Origin of the sequence: Streptomyces sp. NPDC091287, from assembly GCF_044768525.1 — a bacterium.
GTDB lineage: Bacteria > Actinomycetota > Actinomycetes > Streptomycetales > Streptomycetaceae > Streptomyces.
In genome coordinates this window covers 129,018-143,963 of sequence record NZ_JBIVUV010000002.1, presented here as the reverse complement: position 1 = coordinate 143,963, position 14,946 = coordinate 129,018, and the positions used below count along the sequence as shown (strand labels likewise).

The window sequence follows — 14,946 nt, the reverse complement described above, 5'->3', positions numbered from 1 at the left end:
CTCGTAGGGTATCGGCGCGCCTCCGGAAAGGCAGTGCGTCCTTTGCCACACCTAGGCTGGGTTGCATGACACCCCCGGATGCGCCACACAACCGCTGGTCGGACCTGGACCGGCCGCCCCTCAACGTGACCGCGCTGCGGCGCGGACTGCTGCGGCCGGACGCGCTGTGGACGTCGCTGGAGGTCGTGGAGTCCACCGGATCCACCAACACCGACCTCGCCGGGCAGGCCCGTGGCGGGGCGGCGGGCGAGGGCACGGTGCTGGTCGCCGAGGAGCAGACCGCCGGGCGCGGGCGGCTGGAGCGGACCTGGACCGCACCGCCCCGCTCCGGGCTGTTCTTCTCGGTCTATCTGGAGCCCGGCGACATCCCCGTGGAGCGGTGGGGGTGGGTGCCGCTGCTGGCCGGGGTCGCCGCCGCGACCGGGCTCGCGAAGTCGGCGGGTGTCGACATGTCGCTGAAGTGGCCCAACGACCTGCTGGTCACGGTGGAGGGGAAGGAACGCAAGACGGGCGGCATCCTCGGCGAGTTCGCCGGGAACGGCATCGTCGTCGGCCTGGGCATCAACGTCTCGCTCCGCGCCGACGAGCTGCCCGCACCCACCGCCGGGTCGCTGGCGCTCGCCGGAGCGGTCTCCACCGACCGGGAGACCCTGCTGCGCGCCGTCCTGCGCTCGCTGGAGGACTGGTACGGGCGGTGGAAGGCGGCGGACGGCGACGCGGCCGCGAGCGGGCTCCAGGCCGCCTACGCGGCGGGCTGCGCGACGCTGGACCGGACCGTGCGGGCGGAGCTGCCGGGGGGGACGTCCCTGGTCGGCGAGGCGGTCGCGATCGACGGGGACGGGCGTCTTGTCCTCTCCACCGAGGGCGGGCTCCAGCGGCCGGTGTCGGCCGGGGACATCGTCCACCTGCGGGGCGCTGCGGGCGGCCTGACCTGATCGGCCATGCGGCCCCGGCGGGCGTACCGGTGGATACCGCGTATGCCTGAGATGTCACGCGCGACGCACCGATGACGGACAACCAAGGACGTGAGCTGGGGCACACCTGCCGTATCGTTGAGGCGATCCAGCGACAGATCGGCAGGGCAGTGCGCAGGGAACGGGCAGGAGGCGGCTGGTGACCGTCGGCGACACGACGTCCGGCGCGGGTGAGGAGCCCGGGTCGGACTCCTCGGTCCACGCCACACCCCACCACGAGGTCGACCACACGGTGGAACCGACCGACGACCCCCTCGCCATCCGCCTCGAAGCGCTGATCCTGGGGGCCGACCGGCGCTACACGCCCTTCCAGGCGGCCCGCACCGCCGGGGTCTCCATGGATCTGGCCTCCCGGTTCTGGCGGGCCATGGGCTTCGCCGACATCGGCCAGGCCAAGGCGCTCACCGAGGCCGACGTGCTCGCCCTGCGGCGGCTCGCCGGTCTCGTCGAGGCGGGGCTGCTCAGCGAGCCGATGGCGATCCAGGTCGCCCGCTCCACCGGGCAGACCACCGCCCGGCTGGCCGAGTGGCAGATCGACTCGTTCCTGGAGGGGCTGACCGAGCCGCCCGAGCCCGGCATGACCCGCACCGAGGTCACGTATCCGCTGGTCGAGCTGCTGCTCCCGGAGCTCCAGGAGTTCCTCGTCTACGTGTGGCGGCGCCAGCTCGCCGCCGCCACCGGCCGGGTCGTACAGGCCGCGGACGACGAGGAGATGGTCGACCGGCGGCTCGCCGTCGGCTTCGCCGACCTGGTCGGCTTCACCCGGCTGACCCGGCGCCTTGAGGAGGAGGAGCTCGGCGAACTGGTCGAGTCCTTCGAGACGACCGCCGCCGACCTGGTCGCCGCGCACGGCGGCCGGCTCATCAAGACCCTCGGCGACGAGGTCCTCTTCGCCGCCGACGACGCGGGCACCGCCGCCGAGATAGCGCTCCGGCTGATCGAGGCCATGTCCCAGGACGAGACGATGCCCGCCCTGCGCGTCGGCATCGCCTTCGGCACGGTCACCACCCGGATGGGCGATGTCTTCGGCACCACGGTGAACCTCGCCAGCCGGCTCACCTCGATAGCGCCGAAGGACGCCGTCCTGGTCGACGGGGCGTTCGCCAAGGAGCTGGTCAGGCACGGCGACGCCCCGGAGTCCGAGGCGCAGGCCGCCGAGGCCGTCGCGGCCGCCGCCGAGCGGGCCCGGGTCGCCGAGAAGGAGGGCCGCGAGCCCGACGACGAGCCGCCGCTGCCGACGTACCGCTTCGGGCTCCAGCCGATGTGGCAGCGCCCGGTGCGCGGGCTCGGTGTGGTGGAGCCGTGGCTGCTGGCCCGGCGGGGGAAGACCGGCTCCTGAGCGCGGCCCGCCCCTTGGTCGCGCCCCTGCCGTCAGGCCCGTCGTCACGCCTCCGTCCCGGTCGTTACGTCCCCGGCCCCGTCCCGCCCTGTCGGGGGCGGGCACGTCCTGTCTAGGATCCGTGACGGTAACGCTCGTTAACAGGCCGTCCATGACAGGGGTGCAGCCATGACCGTCACGTCCGAGCAGCGGTACGGGGAGTTCGTCGTCGTACGACGGCACGAGGGGCAGGACCACGTCGCCGAGCTGGTCCTCGACCGGCCCAAGGCCATGAACGCCGTCTCCACCGACATGGCCCGCTCCATCGCCGCCGCCTGCGACGCACTCGGCGCCGACCGGGACGTCCGGGCCACCGTCCTGACCTCCAGCCACGAGCGGGCCTTCTGCGTGGGCGCGGACCTCAAGGAGCGCAACTCCTTCACCGACGCCGACCTCGTACGTCAGCGGCCCACCGCCCGCGCCGCCTACACCGGGGTCCTGGAGCTGCCGATGCCGGTGATCGCCGCCGTGCACGGCTTCGCCCTCGGCGGCGGCTTCGAACTCGCCCTCGCCTGCGATGTGATCGTCGCCGACGCCACCGCCGTGGTCGGGCTGCCCGAGGTGTCCGTGGGCGTCATCCCGGGCGGCGGCGGTACGCAACTGCTGCCGCGCCGGGTGGGGGCGGCGCGCGCCGCCGAGCTGGTGTTCAGCGCCCGCCGCGTCGAGGCCGCCGAGGCCCGCGAGCTGGGGCTGGTCGACGAGCTGGTCGAGGCGGGCCGGGACCGCGAGGAGGCCCTCGCGCTGGGCGGCCGGATCGCCGCCAACTCGCCGGTCGGGCTGCGTGCGGCCAAGAAGGCGCTCCGGCTGGGGCAGGGGCTCGACCTGCGGGCGGGCCTGGAGGTGGAGGACGCGGCCTGGCGGTCGGTGGCCTTCTCCGGGGACCGGGCGGAGGGGGTGGCCGCGTTCAACGAGAAGCGGCGCCCCGACTGGCCCGGCGAGTGAACCGGAATGCTTGTTACGCAGAGTGAGAGCACTGCCGGGAAATAGTTGAAATTAGTTACGCTTCAAACTGATCAAAAGGGAACAAATCTACATAAGCTGTAGAAATGGGTGGTGACGATGAGCGGCTGCGAGCCGTGGTTTCGCTTGCGCAGACCATGGCCGCGGCCTACACGCCGCGCGAATCGTGGCGGGCGGCGGCGCTGGGCGCCTGTGAGGCGCTGAGCGGCAGTTTCGCCGCGCTCTCCGTGTGGGAGCGGGACCGGGGCAGGCTGCGGGTGCTGGTGAACGCGGGGCAACGGGCCGAGGGGGAGGAGGAGTTCCCCGAGGAGGAGGCCTACCCGGTCCATGAGTTCCCGGAGATCACCGAGTTCCTGCACGAGCGCTGGGCCGGCGGCGGCGAGCCCGACGCCTGGGTGGAGACCGCCGACGGGCAGCCCGGCGCGGGCGGTCCGGCGCGCGGCGCCCGCCCGTACTGCCACCAGCGGGTCGCGGCGCTCCGGCGGCGCGGCCGGGGCTGCTGCGTGGTCGCGCCGATCGTGCTGCACGGCCGGGCGTGGGGCGAGCTGTATGTGGCGCGGCAGGCCGGGCGGCCCGTCTTCGACCGGGCCGACGCGAACTTCGCGACCGTGCTCGCCGCCGTCGTGGCCTCCGGGATCGCCCAGACCGAGCGCCTGGAGGAGGTCCGCAAGCTGGCCTTCACCGACCCGCTGACCGGTCTGGCGAACCGTCGCGCGGTCGACATCCGGCTCGACGAGGCCGTCGAGCGGCATCGGGTCGACGACACGGTCGTCAGCCTCGTCGTCTGCGATCTGAACGGCCTCAAGGCGGTGAACGACACCCACGGCCACGCCGTCGGCGACCGTCTGCTGGAACGTTTCGGCTCCGTGCTGTCGCTGTGCGGGGCGATGCTGCCGGAGGCGCTGGCGGCCCGGCTGGGCGGCGACGAGTTCTGCCTGCTGGCGGCGGGCCCCCCGGCCGACGCGGTGGTCGGCGTCGCCACTGAGCTGTGCGACCGGGCGGCGGTGATCGAGCTGGGCGACGGGGTCGCCTGCGGGGTCGCCTCCACCGGCGACCCGATCGGCCCGGTGCGCTCGGCCCGCCGGCTCTTCCGGCTCGCGGACGCCGCCCAGTACCGGGCCAAGGCCGCCCGCTCGCTGGGCCCCGTGGTGGCCGGGCGGGACGGCGAGGTCATCCGGCTCGCGGACTCCCCGCCGAAGTCCGCGCACGACCGGCGCAGGCTGCGCGGCAACAGGCCGTGAGCCCGGGCGCGCCGCCGCTCGGGCTGAGCGCGGGCGCGACGACCGGCGCGCGGTGGCGCATCGGGTCTCGGCGCGCGGAGGCGCGTCGGGCCTCAGTGCGGTGGCGGCATCCGGTCCAGGGCGTTCTGGATCGTGCAGCCGCCCTCTCCGCGCATCCGCTGTATCCGGGACGGCACCCACACCTCGGTGGCGCCCGGGCCGACCCGGCCGAGGAGGCAGTCCTGCGGGTCGTAGCCGTTGCCCTCCACCGACAGGAGGACACCGACCCGGTCGGCGCCCGCCTTCACCTCGGTACGGATCGCCTCGTCCAGGTCCAGCGCGGCGACCGCCCGGCGCACCTCGGCCTCGTCCACCCGGCCGCCCTCCGGCACCCGGGGAAGCTTCACGCGCAGCTCCTCGTACGGCAGCGCGGGCGGTTCGGGCGGCGGCGCGAAGGTCAGCCGGGGGCCGTCCGGGCAGTCCACGTCGCGCGGGTCCTCGCGCCACCGGGACTTCGGCGACACCCGGACCGCGAAACAGCGCCGCACGGTGACCGGCTCGGGGTCGAACTTCTGGTCGTACGCCGTGCCGGACGTGCGGACGACCACCTCGACGCCGTCCCCGTCGCGGGTCGAGGCGCCCTTCACCCGCAGCACCTCCACCCCCTCGATGCCGGAGGCGATGTACCCGACCTCCTCCGCCGTGCGCGGACGCTGACCGTAGAGCCGCTCGCCCGCCTTCCTGGCCACGTCCCGCGCGGAGTCCGTGGCCTCGCCCTCGGAGGACTGGAACATTCCGCAGCCGGAGACGGAGAACAGCAACAACGGGGCGAGCAGCAGGAGTCGACGCATGCGTGCAGCCTTCCGGCAGCGCGCGCGGCGGGCAAGGCGCTCACGTACTCACCCTGTCCCGTAAGGGGCCCTGCGGGGCACCACTAGTGACATGAAGGCTTTCAATACGTACGCTGCTGAATATGGATATGCACACTGTTGTGGTGGGGACGTCCGGAACCACCGCCGAGGACGTCGTCGCCGTGGCCCGCCACGGCGCCCGGGTCGAGCTCTCCGCCGCCGCCGTGGAGGCCCTGGCCGCCGCCCGTCTCATCGTGGACGCGCTCGCCGCCAAGCCCGAGCCGGTCTACGGCGTCTCCACCGGCTTCGGCGCCCTCGCCAGCCGCCACATCAGCCCGGAACTGCGGGCGCGGCTCCAGCGCAACATCGTCCGCTCGCACGCGGCCGGCATGGGCCCCCGCGTCGAGCGCGAGGTCGTCCGCGCGCTGATGTTCCTCCGGCTGAAGACGGTCGCCTCCGGCCACACCGGCGTACGCCCCGAGGTCGCGCAGACCATGGCCGACGTGCTGAACGCGGGCATCACGCCCGTCGTCCACGAATACGGCTCGCTCGGCTGCTCCGGCGACCTGGCCCCGCTCTCGCACTGCGCGCTCACCCTGATGGGCGAGGGTGACGCGGAGGGCCCCGACGGCACCGTCCGCCCGGCGGGCGAGCTCCTCGCCGCGCACGGCATCACCCCGGTCGAGCTCCGCGAGAAGGAGGGCCTGGCCCTCCTCAACGGCACCGACGGCATGCTCGGCATGCTGGTCATGGCCCTCGCCGACCTGAAGAACCTCTACACCTCGGCCGACATCACCGCCGCCCTCTCCCTGGAGGCGCTGCTCGGCACGGACAAGGTCCTCGCCCCCGAGCTGCACGCCATCCGCCCGCACCCCGGCCAGGGCGTCAGCGCGGACAACATGCTGCGGATCCTGGCGGGCTCGGGCCTGACAGGCCATCACCAGGACGACGCGCCCCGGGTCCAGGACGCCTACTCGGTGCGCTGCGCGCCCCAGGTCAACGGCGCGGGCCGGGACACCCTCGACTACGCGGCCGTCGTCGCGGGCCGCGAGCTGGCCTCCTCCGTCGACAACCCGGTGGTGCTCGGCGACGGCCGGGTGGAGTCCAACGGCAACTTCCACGGCGCGCCCGTCGCGTACGTCCTGGACTTCCTCGCGATCGTCGCCGCCGACCTCGGCTCGATCTGCGAACGCCGTACCGACCGGCTGCTCGACAAGAACCGCTCGCACGGCCTGCCGCCGTTCCTCGCGGACGACGCCGGGGTCGACTCGGGCCTTATGATCGCCCAGTACACCCAGGCCGCCCTGGTCAGCGAGATGAAGCGGCTCGCGGTCCCCGCCTCCGCCGACTCGATCCCGTCCTCCGCGATGCAGGAGGACCACGTCTCCATGGGCTGGTCCGCGGCGCGCAAACTCCGTACGGCCGTGGACAACCTGGCCCGGATCGTCGCCGTCGAGCTGTACGCCGCGACCCGCGCCGTCGAGATCCGCGCCGCCCAGGGCCTGACCCCCGCCCCCGCCTCGCAGGCCGCCGTGGACGCGCTGCGGGCCGCCGGCGCCGAGGGTCCGGGCCCGGACCGCTTCCTCGCGCCGGACCTGGCCGCCGCCGACACGTTCGTACGGCAGGGGCGCCTGGTCGCGGCCGTGGAGCCGGTCACGGGGCCGCTGGCCTGAGCCGGTCCCGTACGTACGCACGGAAGAGGGCCCCCGCGCCATTGTTGCGGGAGCCCTCTCGCGTACGTACGGGAGCCCTCTCGCGTACGTAGCGGGATGCTCAGAGCGCCGGGCGCGTCCCGGCGCCGGAGCGGCGCACCGAGTACGTGACGAAGCCCGCGCCGAGGCCCAACAGGGCTGTGCCGCCGATGAGATACGGCGTCGTGTCCGGCCCCGGACCGGTGTCGGCGAGGAGCGCGCCGGAGGCGTCGTCGGAGCTCCCCGCGGGCCGTTCGGCGGCTCGGTCGGACGCGGCGGCCGGGGCGCCCTGAGCGCCGTTCTCACCGGTCGCGTTGGCCGACGGGACGAACCAGAGAGCGGCCAGCAGGGTGCCTGCGGCGGTGGTGGTCAGCAGTGTGCGACGAGCGACGGACACAGATTCGATCCCCTTGCGACAACCATGAGTTAGCCCCGTGGGCCGATGCTAAGCAAAGCAGCGGGTCGGTGGAAAGTCGCGGCCTCGGCGGGCCTTACGCTCCGGCCTATGAGCACAGAAGAGACATCCAGGTTTGTTCGACTTCGCGTGGAGATGGTGCTGGAGGTCACCGACCTCGACGCCCTGACCGGCACCGCCCTCGAATCCATCGCCGCCGAGTACGGGGAGCCCGTCGCGGCGGTCGCCGGGAGCGACACCGCCGAGGAGCGGATGCATGCAGAGGCCACGGTCCGGGCAGACGGTGCGGAGGCCCTCGCCTCGCTGGTCGATCCCTTCGACCTGGTCAGCGAGGTGCCCGGGGTCGAGCTGGCCCAGGCCTCCTGGAGCAGCGAGAGCATCGAGTACGACCCCGACGCGGAGGGCTGGGACGGAGCGGACGACGGCGACGAGGACCTCTTCCTGCCGCCGGACGGGGACGACGAGGAGGGGTACGGCGGCGCGGTCGCGCACAATGGGAAGAACGACGGCGAGGACGGTGACCCCGCGCAACGGGTGTGACGTGTGAGAACACCGGCCCCGGACCCGCTCACCGGCGGACCGGGGCCGCGCCGGGCGCCGGCGGAAAGCGGGGCCGGGTCGCGGGAACCACCGCTGCCGGGGACGCGTCGATGAGTGGTGTTCCCCACATCTGTCGTGGATGTGGAACGGAGCACCCTTTCCGGGTGTTCTTGGAACATTGACGGGGAATAGCGGCCTGGCGGCCCCGTCCGGGGATTCTGGGGAATCGGCAACGATGGAGAAGCGTGTGATGACGGACAGCAAGCGGCGCAGGGGCCTCATGGCCATGTCCGCACTGCTCGGCGGCGTGCTGGTGCTTTCGGCCTGTAGCGACGACGGCGACAAGGGCGGCAAGACGAACGCCGGGAGCTCGGAGTCGTCGCAGCAGGAGGTGGACGAGGCGGCAGCCGCGGACGCCTCCGAGGCGCAGATAGCGATCAAGCCGAAGAACGGCGCGACCAATGCCAGCATCAACAACGCGGCTCAGGTCACCGTTGCCAAGGGCAAGCTGACCAAGGTCGTCATGACCACGGCGGACGGCGACCCGGTCGAGGGCACGCTGGCGGCCGACGGGTCCAGCTGGAAGCCCGCGGGCCAGCTGGAGCGGTCCACCACGTACAAGATCGACGCCACGGCGGCCGACTCGAAGGGCCGTGAGGCCCACGAGAACAGCTCCTTCACCACCGTCTCGCCCGACAACAGCTTCATCGGGAACTTCACCCCCGAGGACGGCTCCACGGTCGGCGTCGGGATGCCCGTCTCGATCAACTTCAACAAGGCGATCACGGACAAGAAGGCCGTCCAGGCCGGCATCACCGTGACCTCCAGCAGCGGCCAGGAAGTCGTCGGCCACTGGTTCAACTCCCAGCGCCTGGACCTGCGCCCGGAGAACTACTGGCAGGGCGGCTCCACCGTCACCCTGAAGCTGGCCCTCGACGGCGTCGAGGGTGCGGACGGCGTCTTCGGCGTCCAGCAGAAGACCGTGACCTTCAAGGTCGGCCGTGACCAGGTCTCCACCGTCGACGTGAAGGCCAAGACGATGACGGTCACCCGCGACGGCAAGACGATCAAGACGATCCCGATCTCCGCGGGCTCGCCCGAGAACCCCACGTACAACGGTCAGATGGTGATCTCCGAGAAGCACAAGGAGACCCGGATGAACGGCGCCACCGTCGGCTTCACCGATGACGACGGCAAGGGCGAGTACGACATCAAGGACGTGCCGCACGCCATGCGCCTGTCCACGTCGGGCACCTTCATCCACGGCAACTACTGGGGCAAGGGCATCTTCGGCAACGCCAACACCAGCCACGGCTGCGTGGGCCTCGCCGATGTGAAGGGCGCGAACGACCCCAGCGCCCCCGGCGCCTGGTTCTACGACAACTCGATCGTCGGCGACGTGGTCATCGTCAAGAACTCCCCGGACAAGACCATCACCCCGGACAACGGCCTCAATGGCTGGAACATGAGCTGGTCCGAGTGGACGGCCGGCTCCCAGGCCTGATCCCACCGCCGTTCCTCATCGGCACCCCCCGTCCCCGCCCGAAGGCGGCGGCCCCGGAAGACTCCGGGACCGCCGCCTTCGGCGTGTCCGGTGTCCCTATGGCGCTGTGTCCAGCCCCGTGAGGACGCGGCGGAGGAATGCGGCGTCGGGCCCTGCCGTCGCCGTCGGCCGGGGAATGGGATGCCTGGTCTCCTGCCGCCGCGGCAAGGGCGGCCGCACGGCCAGCTCGGCCCATACTGCCTTTCCGCCCCCGGCGCGGAAGGAACCCCAGCGCCGCGCAAGCCGCTGTACGAGGAACAGCCCGCGCCCGCCCTCGGCGTCGTCGTCGGCACGCTTGAGCGCGGGGGGCTCGCCGGATACGTCCCACACCTCGATGACGATGCTGTCCCGCAGGCCGACGAGACGGACGTGGACGAGGTCGAGCCGCTCCAGCTCGCCCCACGTCGGCTTCTCGGCCACCACTCCGGTGATGGCGACGGCGTTGGTGACCAGCTCCGAAGAGACGAGAAGGACGTCGTCCTCGATGAGATCCGCGTGCCACTTGGCGAGAGCGAACCGTAGGAAGCGACGCGAGGTCGAGATGGCCGACCGCACGGCGGTCACGGAGAGTTGGTCGACGAAACGCACATGCTCTGGCTGGTAGGGCACCTCCTGACGCGTCATGAGCGGTCGTCCAGGCTGATGACTTCCGCGCCGCCGGTGGCGTACGAGAGGTGCGTGAGCATGGCGTCCTGGAGCGACCGGTTGAGCGCCAGCTCGCGGTAGGACGGCACGACCACGTGCTTGGCCTCGGCGCGCTTGACGGCCTCGACCAACTCCGTGAACGCGTACTGCACGCCTGGCACGTACTCGTAGAACACGGTCGCGAGGTGGAAGCCGTTGGTCTCGGCGTAGGCGCTGAGGTCGTCCTGTTTCTGCTTGGCCTCCTCGTCGCTCATGTCGTCGGGCACTCGCATGTAGCCAAAGATCAGCGGGTTCATCGCGCTCGGTCCCCTCGCCACGCCTGCGATCACACGGCGTGATCGTGACAGTTCTGTGGGTCACCGAGTGAAGCATTGAAGGGCTCTATTATGCAAGACTACATTTTTTAACAATCGATTCGCAGTACTCGAACTCTCATGCGACATTGCGAACCGGAACCCCCGGCCATTACATTTCGGGTGCAAGAGGCATCCGTATTGAAGGAAGGCGGCCGCCTGTGAGTGGCGCAACGACTGGTTCGACCGTGCCTCGGCGACAACTCGGTCGGCACCTGCGCGACTTGCGCAATGCCTCGCGCCTGACGGTGCGCGCCGCAGCCAAGCAGCTGGAGTGGTCGGAGCCGAAGATCTGGCGCATCGAGACGGGCCAGGTGTCGCTTCGCAGCCTTGACGTCGAGGCAATGTGCCGGACGTACGGGGCGGATCCCGAACTGACCAAGGGCCTGATGGGGCTGGCGAAGGAGACGAAGAACCGGGGCTGGTGGCACGCTTACGGCGACGTGATCCCCGAGGGCTTCGATCTCTATATCGGGCTCGAAGAGGCGGCCGAACGTCTGTCTTGGTATTCGTCCGAACTGGTGCCAGGGCTTCTCCAGACGCCGGATTACGCCGAAACCTTGATTCGCAACGACAACCCCGGAGTGCCGGACGAGGAAATCGCGCGGCGCGTAGAAGTGCGCATTGCACGGCAAGCGCTCGTGACCAGGGTGACGGCGGCACCCACCGTGGAAGTCGCACTGAACGAGGCTGTTCTTCGCCGCCCTGTAGGGGGAACCAAGGTGATGGGCAGTCAGCTGGAACGTCTGGTCGAGTTGAACGAGCTGGACAACGTGGCTGTCCGTGTCGTGCCGTTCAGGGCGGGCCTGCACGCTGGGATCATGTCCGGCCCGTTCGTCAAGATGCGCTTCCCGACCAACGGTGACGGTCGGGACACGGAGCCTCCCACGGTCTACGTGGAGGGCTTCACCGGGGCCCTGTACCTCGACAAGCCCCACGAGATCGATCGCTATGACGCAGCCTTCGAAGCGATCTGGGGCTCTGCCTTGAATCACGAGGCGACACAGGGCCTTCTACTCCAAGCCACAAGGGAGCTGTAGAAAGTGAAGAGTTCCGACCTGACGGGCGCGGTGTGGCGCAAGAGCACTCGCAGCAACGGCCAGGCCGAGTGCGTCGAGGTCGCTTTCCTCGGCGATGGTCGCGTGGCCATGCGTGACTCCAAGGACCAGGGCAACGGCCTTGCCCTGGTCTTCACCTCCGGTGAGTGGGCCGCGTTCGAAGGCGGCGTTGTGGGCGGCGCGTTCAAGCGGTCGTAGCACGAGCCCTCCCCGCACGCAGCCCCAAGAGCGCCCGGCCGGTCGTCCCGGCCGGGCGCTTCACCATGCCGGGTCGCCGTGCCTTACTGGGCGCATGCGCTATGAGAAGAGAGCCGAGAGAGTCAGGATCAGGGTCGTGAAGGCCCTGATCCCGCTGGCCATCCTTGTCGCCTTACCAGTGTTGCTGATTGCCGGGGCACCGATCCGACGCCGCTACCTCCGCTACGTCTACCGCGATGGGGCCCCGCTCATCCTCGACAAACAGCGGGGCCACGTCAGCGCCCACTACTTCGTCGTCACTCACCCGCTTCTCGGATGGCCCTGCCGGCCCACCGAGGCGCTCCCCCGCCTTGTCGGACGCCGAGGGCAGAGCAACAAAAGGTGCTGAATGGCTGATCAACCCACAGGGCCCCCGTGCTCGTCTCCCTCCGCAGGGCAGCGGTGCGGGGGCTTCTCCGTGTTCCCAGCATGCGAATAATTCAGAATCACCCCGGACAGAGCCCCCTTCGGATCATCATGCTTGCGCTGTTGTGTCCGACGACGAGGGGAACGGTCATGGCCAGGCGTCTGCGGGTCCTCGGAAGCACGTCCGGAGTGGGCGACTGCCCGACCCTGTACGAGGACCTGGACAGTGGGGAAGCGCTCGTACAGGGGGACGAGGTGACCGATCCCACGGACGTGGCGCAGCTCAAGTTCGTCAAGGAGGGAGAAGCGTTCGTGGTGGTGCCGCGGGCGCTGCTGGCGAACTTCTCGCCGAAGGAGGTCACGTACGTGCCGGAGTTCGTTCCGCAGCAGAAGATCAGCGAGTTCATCAACGATGGGTTCGAGCAAACCGCTTGGCGGCTGGAGACTCGGAGCGGGTACGCGTCCGATCAGGCTATGCCGTCGTACCAGGAGTTCCTGCGGACGGGTGACACCGCCGGGGAAGTCGGGCGACCCGGAGAGTCAGCCCCGTCTCCTCGACCAGCTCACGCCACTTACGGGCGACCGCGACGAACCGGAGCGCCGCACGCCCCCATCGCACGGCCTCGCATCGCCGGCAGGTGCACCGGGGCTCGGCGCCACTGGCAGGCAGCGGACTCTGCGGATCACTCGGCACGACGATCTCGGGACCGTACGTTCTCCGCTGATCGTGCGCGGCTCGACACGTACTTTGCCAAGGTCGCCGAAGCGTTCACGCCGCGCGAGCGTCCGTCCTCACTGCTGATCACCCATCTGCTGCCCGAGCGACCGGCGTTCGTCGGCGCCGTGAGCAGGGTCTCGCACCTGCGTGCAGTCCTTCCCAAGCCCAACGTGCGGCGCATAGTGGACAGCGGCAAGCGGTTCGAACGGGTGCGGATCGTGGACAATCGGCTGACGACCGGGCATTTCGCCGGGTCTGGACAGGCGAAACTCCGTACGGACGTCTCTGCTGGCGGATAGCGTCGTGTTCACGGTGAAGGGGGATTTGTGCTCACGCCAGAGCGTGCGGTTCCGCCTCGCGTGGTGGCCGCGGAGCGTGTCGCTACCGAGACGGGTTTCAAGAAAAGTTGCATTCCTGAGGTGGGCAGGTTGCTGAGGCTGGCCGCTGCTGCGAAACCCCACGGAGTCATTGCGGAGAGTGGCACCGGCTCGGGCGTGGGTACCGCCTGGCTGCACAGTGGGCTCGGCGCCGGTGCCCGCCTGGTCACGGTGGAGCGTGACGAGGAGCTGGCCCATCGAGCGGCCGGTGTCTTCGCGGACGACGGCCGCGTCAGCGTCCTCACCGGTGACTGGCGGCTGCTTGAGCAGCATGCCCCCTTCGATGTCTTCTTCTGCGACGGCGGAGGCAAGCGTGACGACCCCGAGGGGGTCGTCGAGCTGCTTGCTCCTGGTGGCCTTCTCATCCTGGACGACTTCACCCCATCGCCCCATTGGCCGCCTCGTTTCGGCGGCGTAGTGGATGAGCTCCGCCTGTTCTACCTCAATCATCCAGCGCTGGTCGCCACTGAGATACTCACAACACCCGTCAGTTCGACGGTTGTTGCGGCTCGCCGCCTCTAGTGCCGCATCAAGCAACGTTCGCCCTGGAGTGATACCGCTCCCTGCCCGTCGGACAGTAGGCATCAACTGCCACAGTTGGGGGATGAACGAGAACTTCTTGGCTCGACACCATGACCGGCTGACTGCGTGGCTGAGGGACGGAGAGGCCGAAAGCCTCGACGCATTCCTGGTCGCACACCACGAGTCCTTCGTGCTCGTGACGACAGGTGGAGCGATCCTCGACCTTGAGACGCTGGAAGAATCCCTGCGCGGTGCGGGTGGCAGCCAGCCTGGTCTGTCGATCCATATTGAGGGAGTCACCAGCATTACCCCCGAGGCGTACCGATTCCTGGAGCGCCACATCGTGGACGGCTCCGTCGTGGACGTGCGGGTGGTGACTGCCGTGATGGAGGACGGGTTGTTGCTCAGCGTGCAGGAAACCGCCCGTCGGTAGTGGAACCGGCAGGCGTCACGCTTCGGCGTTATGGGTCTCGCGTGGCGCGTACTCGTTCTACCGACCGCATTGCCTGCAACACCTCGCCGCCCGAGCCGGCGTTCGAACGGCACGTCATGTCGCAACAGGGCAAACGTTGCCTGATGTGGCACTAGTGTGATGCGCCAGAAATCCTGAGGGTTAGTAAGTACCCTGTTGTCATGTCGCATTCGGGGCCTTCTGCTGTGGCGATCACGTTGTCCGAGGCCGAGCGTGCCGAGTTGTTGCGCCGGACAGAGGTGCCGCACCGGCGCTCGGCTGAGAAGGCCCGCATCATCCTGGCGTGCGCTGAGGGCATGTCAAACGCTGGTGTCGCACGGCTCGTGGGTGTCCAGGCCAAGACGGTCGGCAAGTGGCGTCGGGCTTTCGCGGTGGAGCGGATGGCCGGGCTTGAGGACGCCGGGTGGATTGGCCGGCCGAAGGCCGACCTGATCCTCGACGAGACTGAGCGCAGGCAGCTGCAGCAGTGGGCGCGGCGGGCCAAGACCGCTCAGTTCCTCGCGTTGCGTGCCAGGATCGTGCTGCGCTGTGCGGAGGGTGGGACGAATCAGCAGGCTGCGGCCGACCTCGGCATCGACAGGTCGACCGTGGACCGCTGGCGGGCCCGGTTCATCGCGAAGCGCCTC

At 70.2% G+C, this 14,946-nt stretch carries 17 protein-coding genes; 13 read left to right on the top strand and 4 right to left on the bottom strand.

The window, feature by feature from the left end; all coding sequences use genetic code 11:
• Nucleotides 1-65: 65 nt before the first annotated feature.
• The 4 genes from ACIQRW_RS03500 (at nucleotide 66) to ACIQRW_RS03485 (ending at nucleotide 4,553) form a co-directional block, all read left to right on the top strand.
• Nucleotides 66-935, top strand: coding sequence for a biotin--[acetyl-CoA-carboxylase] ligase (locus ACIQRW_RS03500; RefSeq protein WP_403753798.1), 870 nt, complete (start codon nucleotides 66-68; stop codon nucleotides 933-935).
• A 178-nt stretch (nucleotides 936-1,113) separates the two neighbouring features.
• The gene (locus tag ACIQRW_RS03495) at nucleotides 1,114-2,313 is read left to right on the top strand and encodes an adenylate/guanylate cyclase domain-containing protein (protein ID WP_215102396.1); all 1,200 of its coding nucleotides are present in this window, start codon (nucleotides 1,114-1,116) and stop codon (nucleotides 2,311-2,313) included.
• 168 nt (nucleotides 2,314-2,481) lie between these two features.
• Nucleotides 2,482-3,294, top strand: coding sequence for an enoyl-CoA hydratase/isomerase family protein (locus ACIQRW_RS03490; RefSeq protein WP_007458812.1), 813 nt, complete (start codon nucleotides 2,482-2,484; stop codon nucleotides 3,292-3,294).
• 104 nt (nucleotides 3,295-3,398) lie between these two features.
• Nucleotides 3,399-4,553, top strand: a complete 1,155-nt coding sequence (locus ACIQRW_RS03485; protein ID WP_403753794.1) for a diguanylate cyclase domain-containing protein — start codon at nucleotides 3,399-3,401, stop codon at nucleotides 4,551-4,553.
• 92 nt (nucleotides 4,554-4,645) lie between these two features.
• Here the strand turns inward: ACIQRW_RS03485 and ACIQRW_RS03480 are convergent, their stop codons facing one another.
• Nucleotides 4,646-5,383, bottom strand: a complete 738-nt coding sequence (locus tag ACIQRW_RS03480) for a translation initiation factor IF-2 (protein ID WP_403753791.1) — start codon at nucleotides 5,381-5,383, stop codon at nucleotides 4,646-4,648.
• A gap of 122 nt (nucleotides 5,384-5,505) precedes the next feature.
• On the opposite strand from ACIQRW_RS03480, the gene hutH reads away from it, so the two are divergent.
• Nucleotides 5,506-7,056, top strand: coding sequence for a histidine ammonia-lyase (gene hutH / locus ACIQRW_RS03475; RefSeq protein WP_403753788.1), 1,551 nt, complete (start codon nucleotides 5,506-5,508; stop codon nucleotides 7,054-7,056).
• Between the two features lie 100 nt (nucleotides 7,057-7,156).
• On the opposite strand, the gene ACIQRW_RS03470 is transcribed toward hutH, so the two are convergent.
• On the bottom strand, nucleotides 7,157-7,471 hold the full coding sequence (locus ACIQRW_RS03470) for a hypothetical protein (protein ID WP_403753785.1): 315 nt from the start codon (nucleotides 7,469-7,471) through the stop codon (nucleotides 7,157-7,159).
• Nucleotides 7,472-7,624: 153 nt separating this feature from the next.
• On the opposite strand from ACIQRW_RS03470, the gene ACIQRW_RS03465 reads away from it, so the two are divergent.
• The gene (locus ACIQRW_RS03465; RefSeq protein WP_403754403.1) at nucleotides 7,625-8,029 is read left to right on the top strand and encodes a hypothetical protein; all 405 of its coding nucleotides are present in this window, start codon (nucleotides 7,625-7,627) and stop codon (nucleotides 8,027-8,029) included.
• Nucleotides 8,030-8,264: 235 nt separating this feature from the next.
• On the top strand, nucleotides 8,265-9,533 hold the full coding sequence (locus ACIQRW_RS03460; protein ID WP_403753782.1) for an Ig-like domain-containing protein: 1,269 nt from the start codon (nucleotides 8,265-8,267) through the stop codon (nucleotides 9,531-9,533).
• A 96-nt stretch (nucleotides 9,534-9,629) separates the two neighbouring features.
• Here ACIQRW_RS03460 and ACIQRW_RS03455 read toward each other — a convergent pair whose 3' ends face one another.
• Nucleotides 9,630-10,196 carry an ATP-binding protein gene (locus ACIQRW_RS03455; protein ID WP_403753778.1) on the bottom strand — a complete coding sequence of 189 codons (567 nt, stop codon included), beginning with the start codon at nucleotides 10,194-10,196 and terminating at the stop codon, nucleotides 9,630-9,632.
• Nucleotides 10,193-10,489, bottom strand: coding sequence for a recombinase family protein (locus ACIQRW_RS03450; protein ID WP_403753775.1), 297 nt, complete (start codon nucleotides 10,487-10,489; stop codon nucleotides 10,193-10,195). Before ACIQRW_RS03450 ends, ACIQRW_RS03455 begins: the two co-directional genes overlap by 4 nt.
• 242 nt (nucleotides 10,490-10,731) lie before the next feature.
• On the opposite strand from ACIQRW_RS03450, the gene ACIQRW_RS03445 reads away from it, so the two are divergent.
• The 6 genes from ACIQRW_RS03445 to ACIQRW_RS03420 all read left to right on the top strand — a co-directional run.
• Nucleotides 10,732-11,610, top strand: coding sequence for a helix-turn-helix domain-containing protein (locus ACIQRW_RS03445; protein ID WP_403753772.1), 879 nt, complete (start codon nucleotides 10,732-10,734; stop codon nucleotides 11,608-11,610).
• A 3-nt stretch (nucleotides 11,611-11,613) separates the two neighbouring features.
• On the top strand, nucleotides 11,614-11,826 hold the full coding sequence (locus tag ACIQRW_RS03440) for a DUF397 domain-containing protein (protein ID WP_403753769.1): 213 nt from the start codon (nucleotides 11,614-11,616) through the stop codon (nucleotides 11,824-11,826).
• A gap of 555 nt (nucleotides 11,827-12,381) precedes the next feature.
• Nucleotides 12,382-13,248: a DUF6879 family protein gene (locus ACIQRW_RS03435; protein ID WP_403753766.1), complete on the top strand. Its 867-nt coding sequence runs from the start codon at nucleotides 12,382-12,384 to the stop codon at nucleotides 13,246-13,248.
• A 27-nt stretch (nucleotides 13,249-13,275) separates the two neighbouring features.
• On the top strand, nucleotides 13,276-13,848 hold the full coding sequence (locus tag ACIQRW_RS03430) for an O-methyltransferase (protein ID WP_403753763.1): 573 nt from the start codon (nucleotides 13,276-13,278) through the stop codon (nucleotides 13,846-13,848).
• Nucleotides 13,849-13,930: 82 nt separating this feature from the next.
• A complete protein-coding gene (locus ACIQRW_RS03425; protein WP_403753760.1) occupies nucleotides 13,931-14,281 on the top strand; it encodes a hypothetical protein in 351 nt (116 codons plus the stop codon).
• A 200-nt stretch (nucleotides 14,282-14,481) separates the two neighbouring features.
• Nucleotides 14,482-14,946: helix-turn-helix domain-containing protein (locus ACIQRW_RS03420; RefSeq protein ID WP_403753757.1), on the top strand; the 465-nt coding region annotated here is incomplete at its 3' end.

What these genes read in the sequence shown, in the direction of transcription:
- ACIQRW_RS03500 (WP_403753798.1), top strand. Translation starts at nt 66, where the DNA reads ATGACACCCCCGGATGCGCCACACAACCGCTGGTCGGACCTGGACCGG.
- ACIQRW_RS03490 (WP_007458812.1), top strand. Translation starts at nt 2,482, where the DNA reads ATGACCGTCACGTCCGAGCAGCGGTACGGGGAGTTCGTCGTCGTACGA.
- ACIQRW_RS03485 (WP_403753794.1), top strand. Translation starts at nt 3,399, where the DNA reads ATGGGTGGTGACGATGAGCGGCTGCGAGCCGTGGTTTCGCTTGCGCAG.
- ACIQRW_RS03480 (WP_403753791.1), bottom strand. Translation starts at nt 5,383, where the DNA reads ATGCGTCGACTCCTGCTGCTCGCCCCGTTGTTGCTGTTCTCCGTCTCC.
- hutH (WP_403753788.1), top strand. Translation starts at nt 5,506, where the DNA reads ATGGATATGCACACTGTTGTGGTGGGGACGTCCGGAACCACCGCCGAG.
- ACIQRW_RS03465 (WP_403754403.1), top strand. Translation starts at nt 7,625, where the DNA reads ATGGTGCTGGAGGTCACCGACCTCGACGCCCTGACCGGCACCGCCCTC.
- ACIQRW_RS03460 (WP_403753782.1), top strand. Translation starts at nt 8,265, where the DNA reads ATGGAGAAGCGTGTGATGACGGACAGCAAGCGGCGCAGGGGCCTCATG.
- ACIQRW_RS03455 (WP_403753778.1), bottom strand. Translation starts at nt 10,196, where the DNA reads ATGACGCGTCAGGAGGTGCCCTACCAGCCAGAGCATGTGCGTTTCGTC.
- ACIQRW_RS03450 (WP_403753775.1), bottom strand. Translation starts at nt 10,489, where the DNA reads ATGCGAGTGCCCGACGACATGAGCGACGAGGAGGCCAAGCAGAAACAG.
- ACIQRW_RS03435 (WP_403753766.1), top strand. Translation starts at nt 12,382, where the DNA reads ATGGCCAGGCGTCTGCGGGTCCTCGGAAGCACGTCCGGAGTGGGCGAC.
- ACIQRW_RS03425 (WP_403753760.1), top strand. Translation starts at nt 13,931, where the DNA reads ATGAACGAGAACTTCTTGGCTCGACACCATGACCGGCTGACTGCGTGG.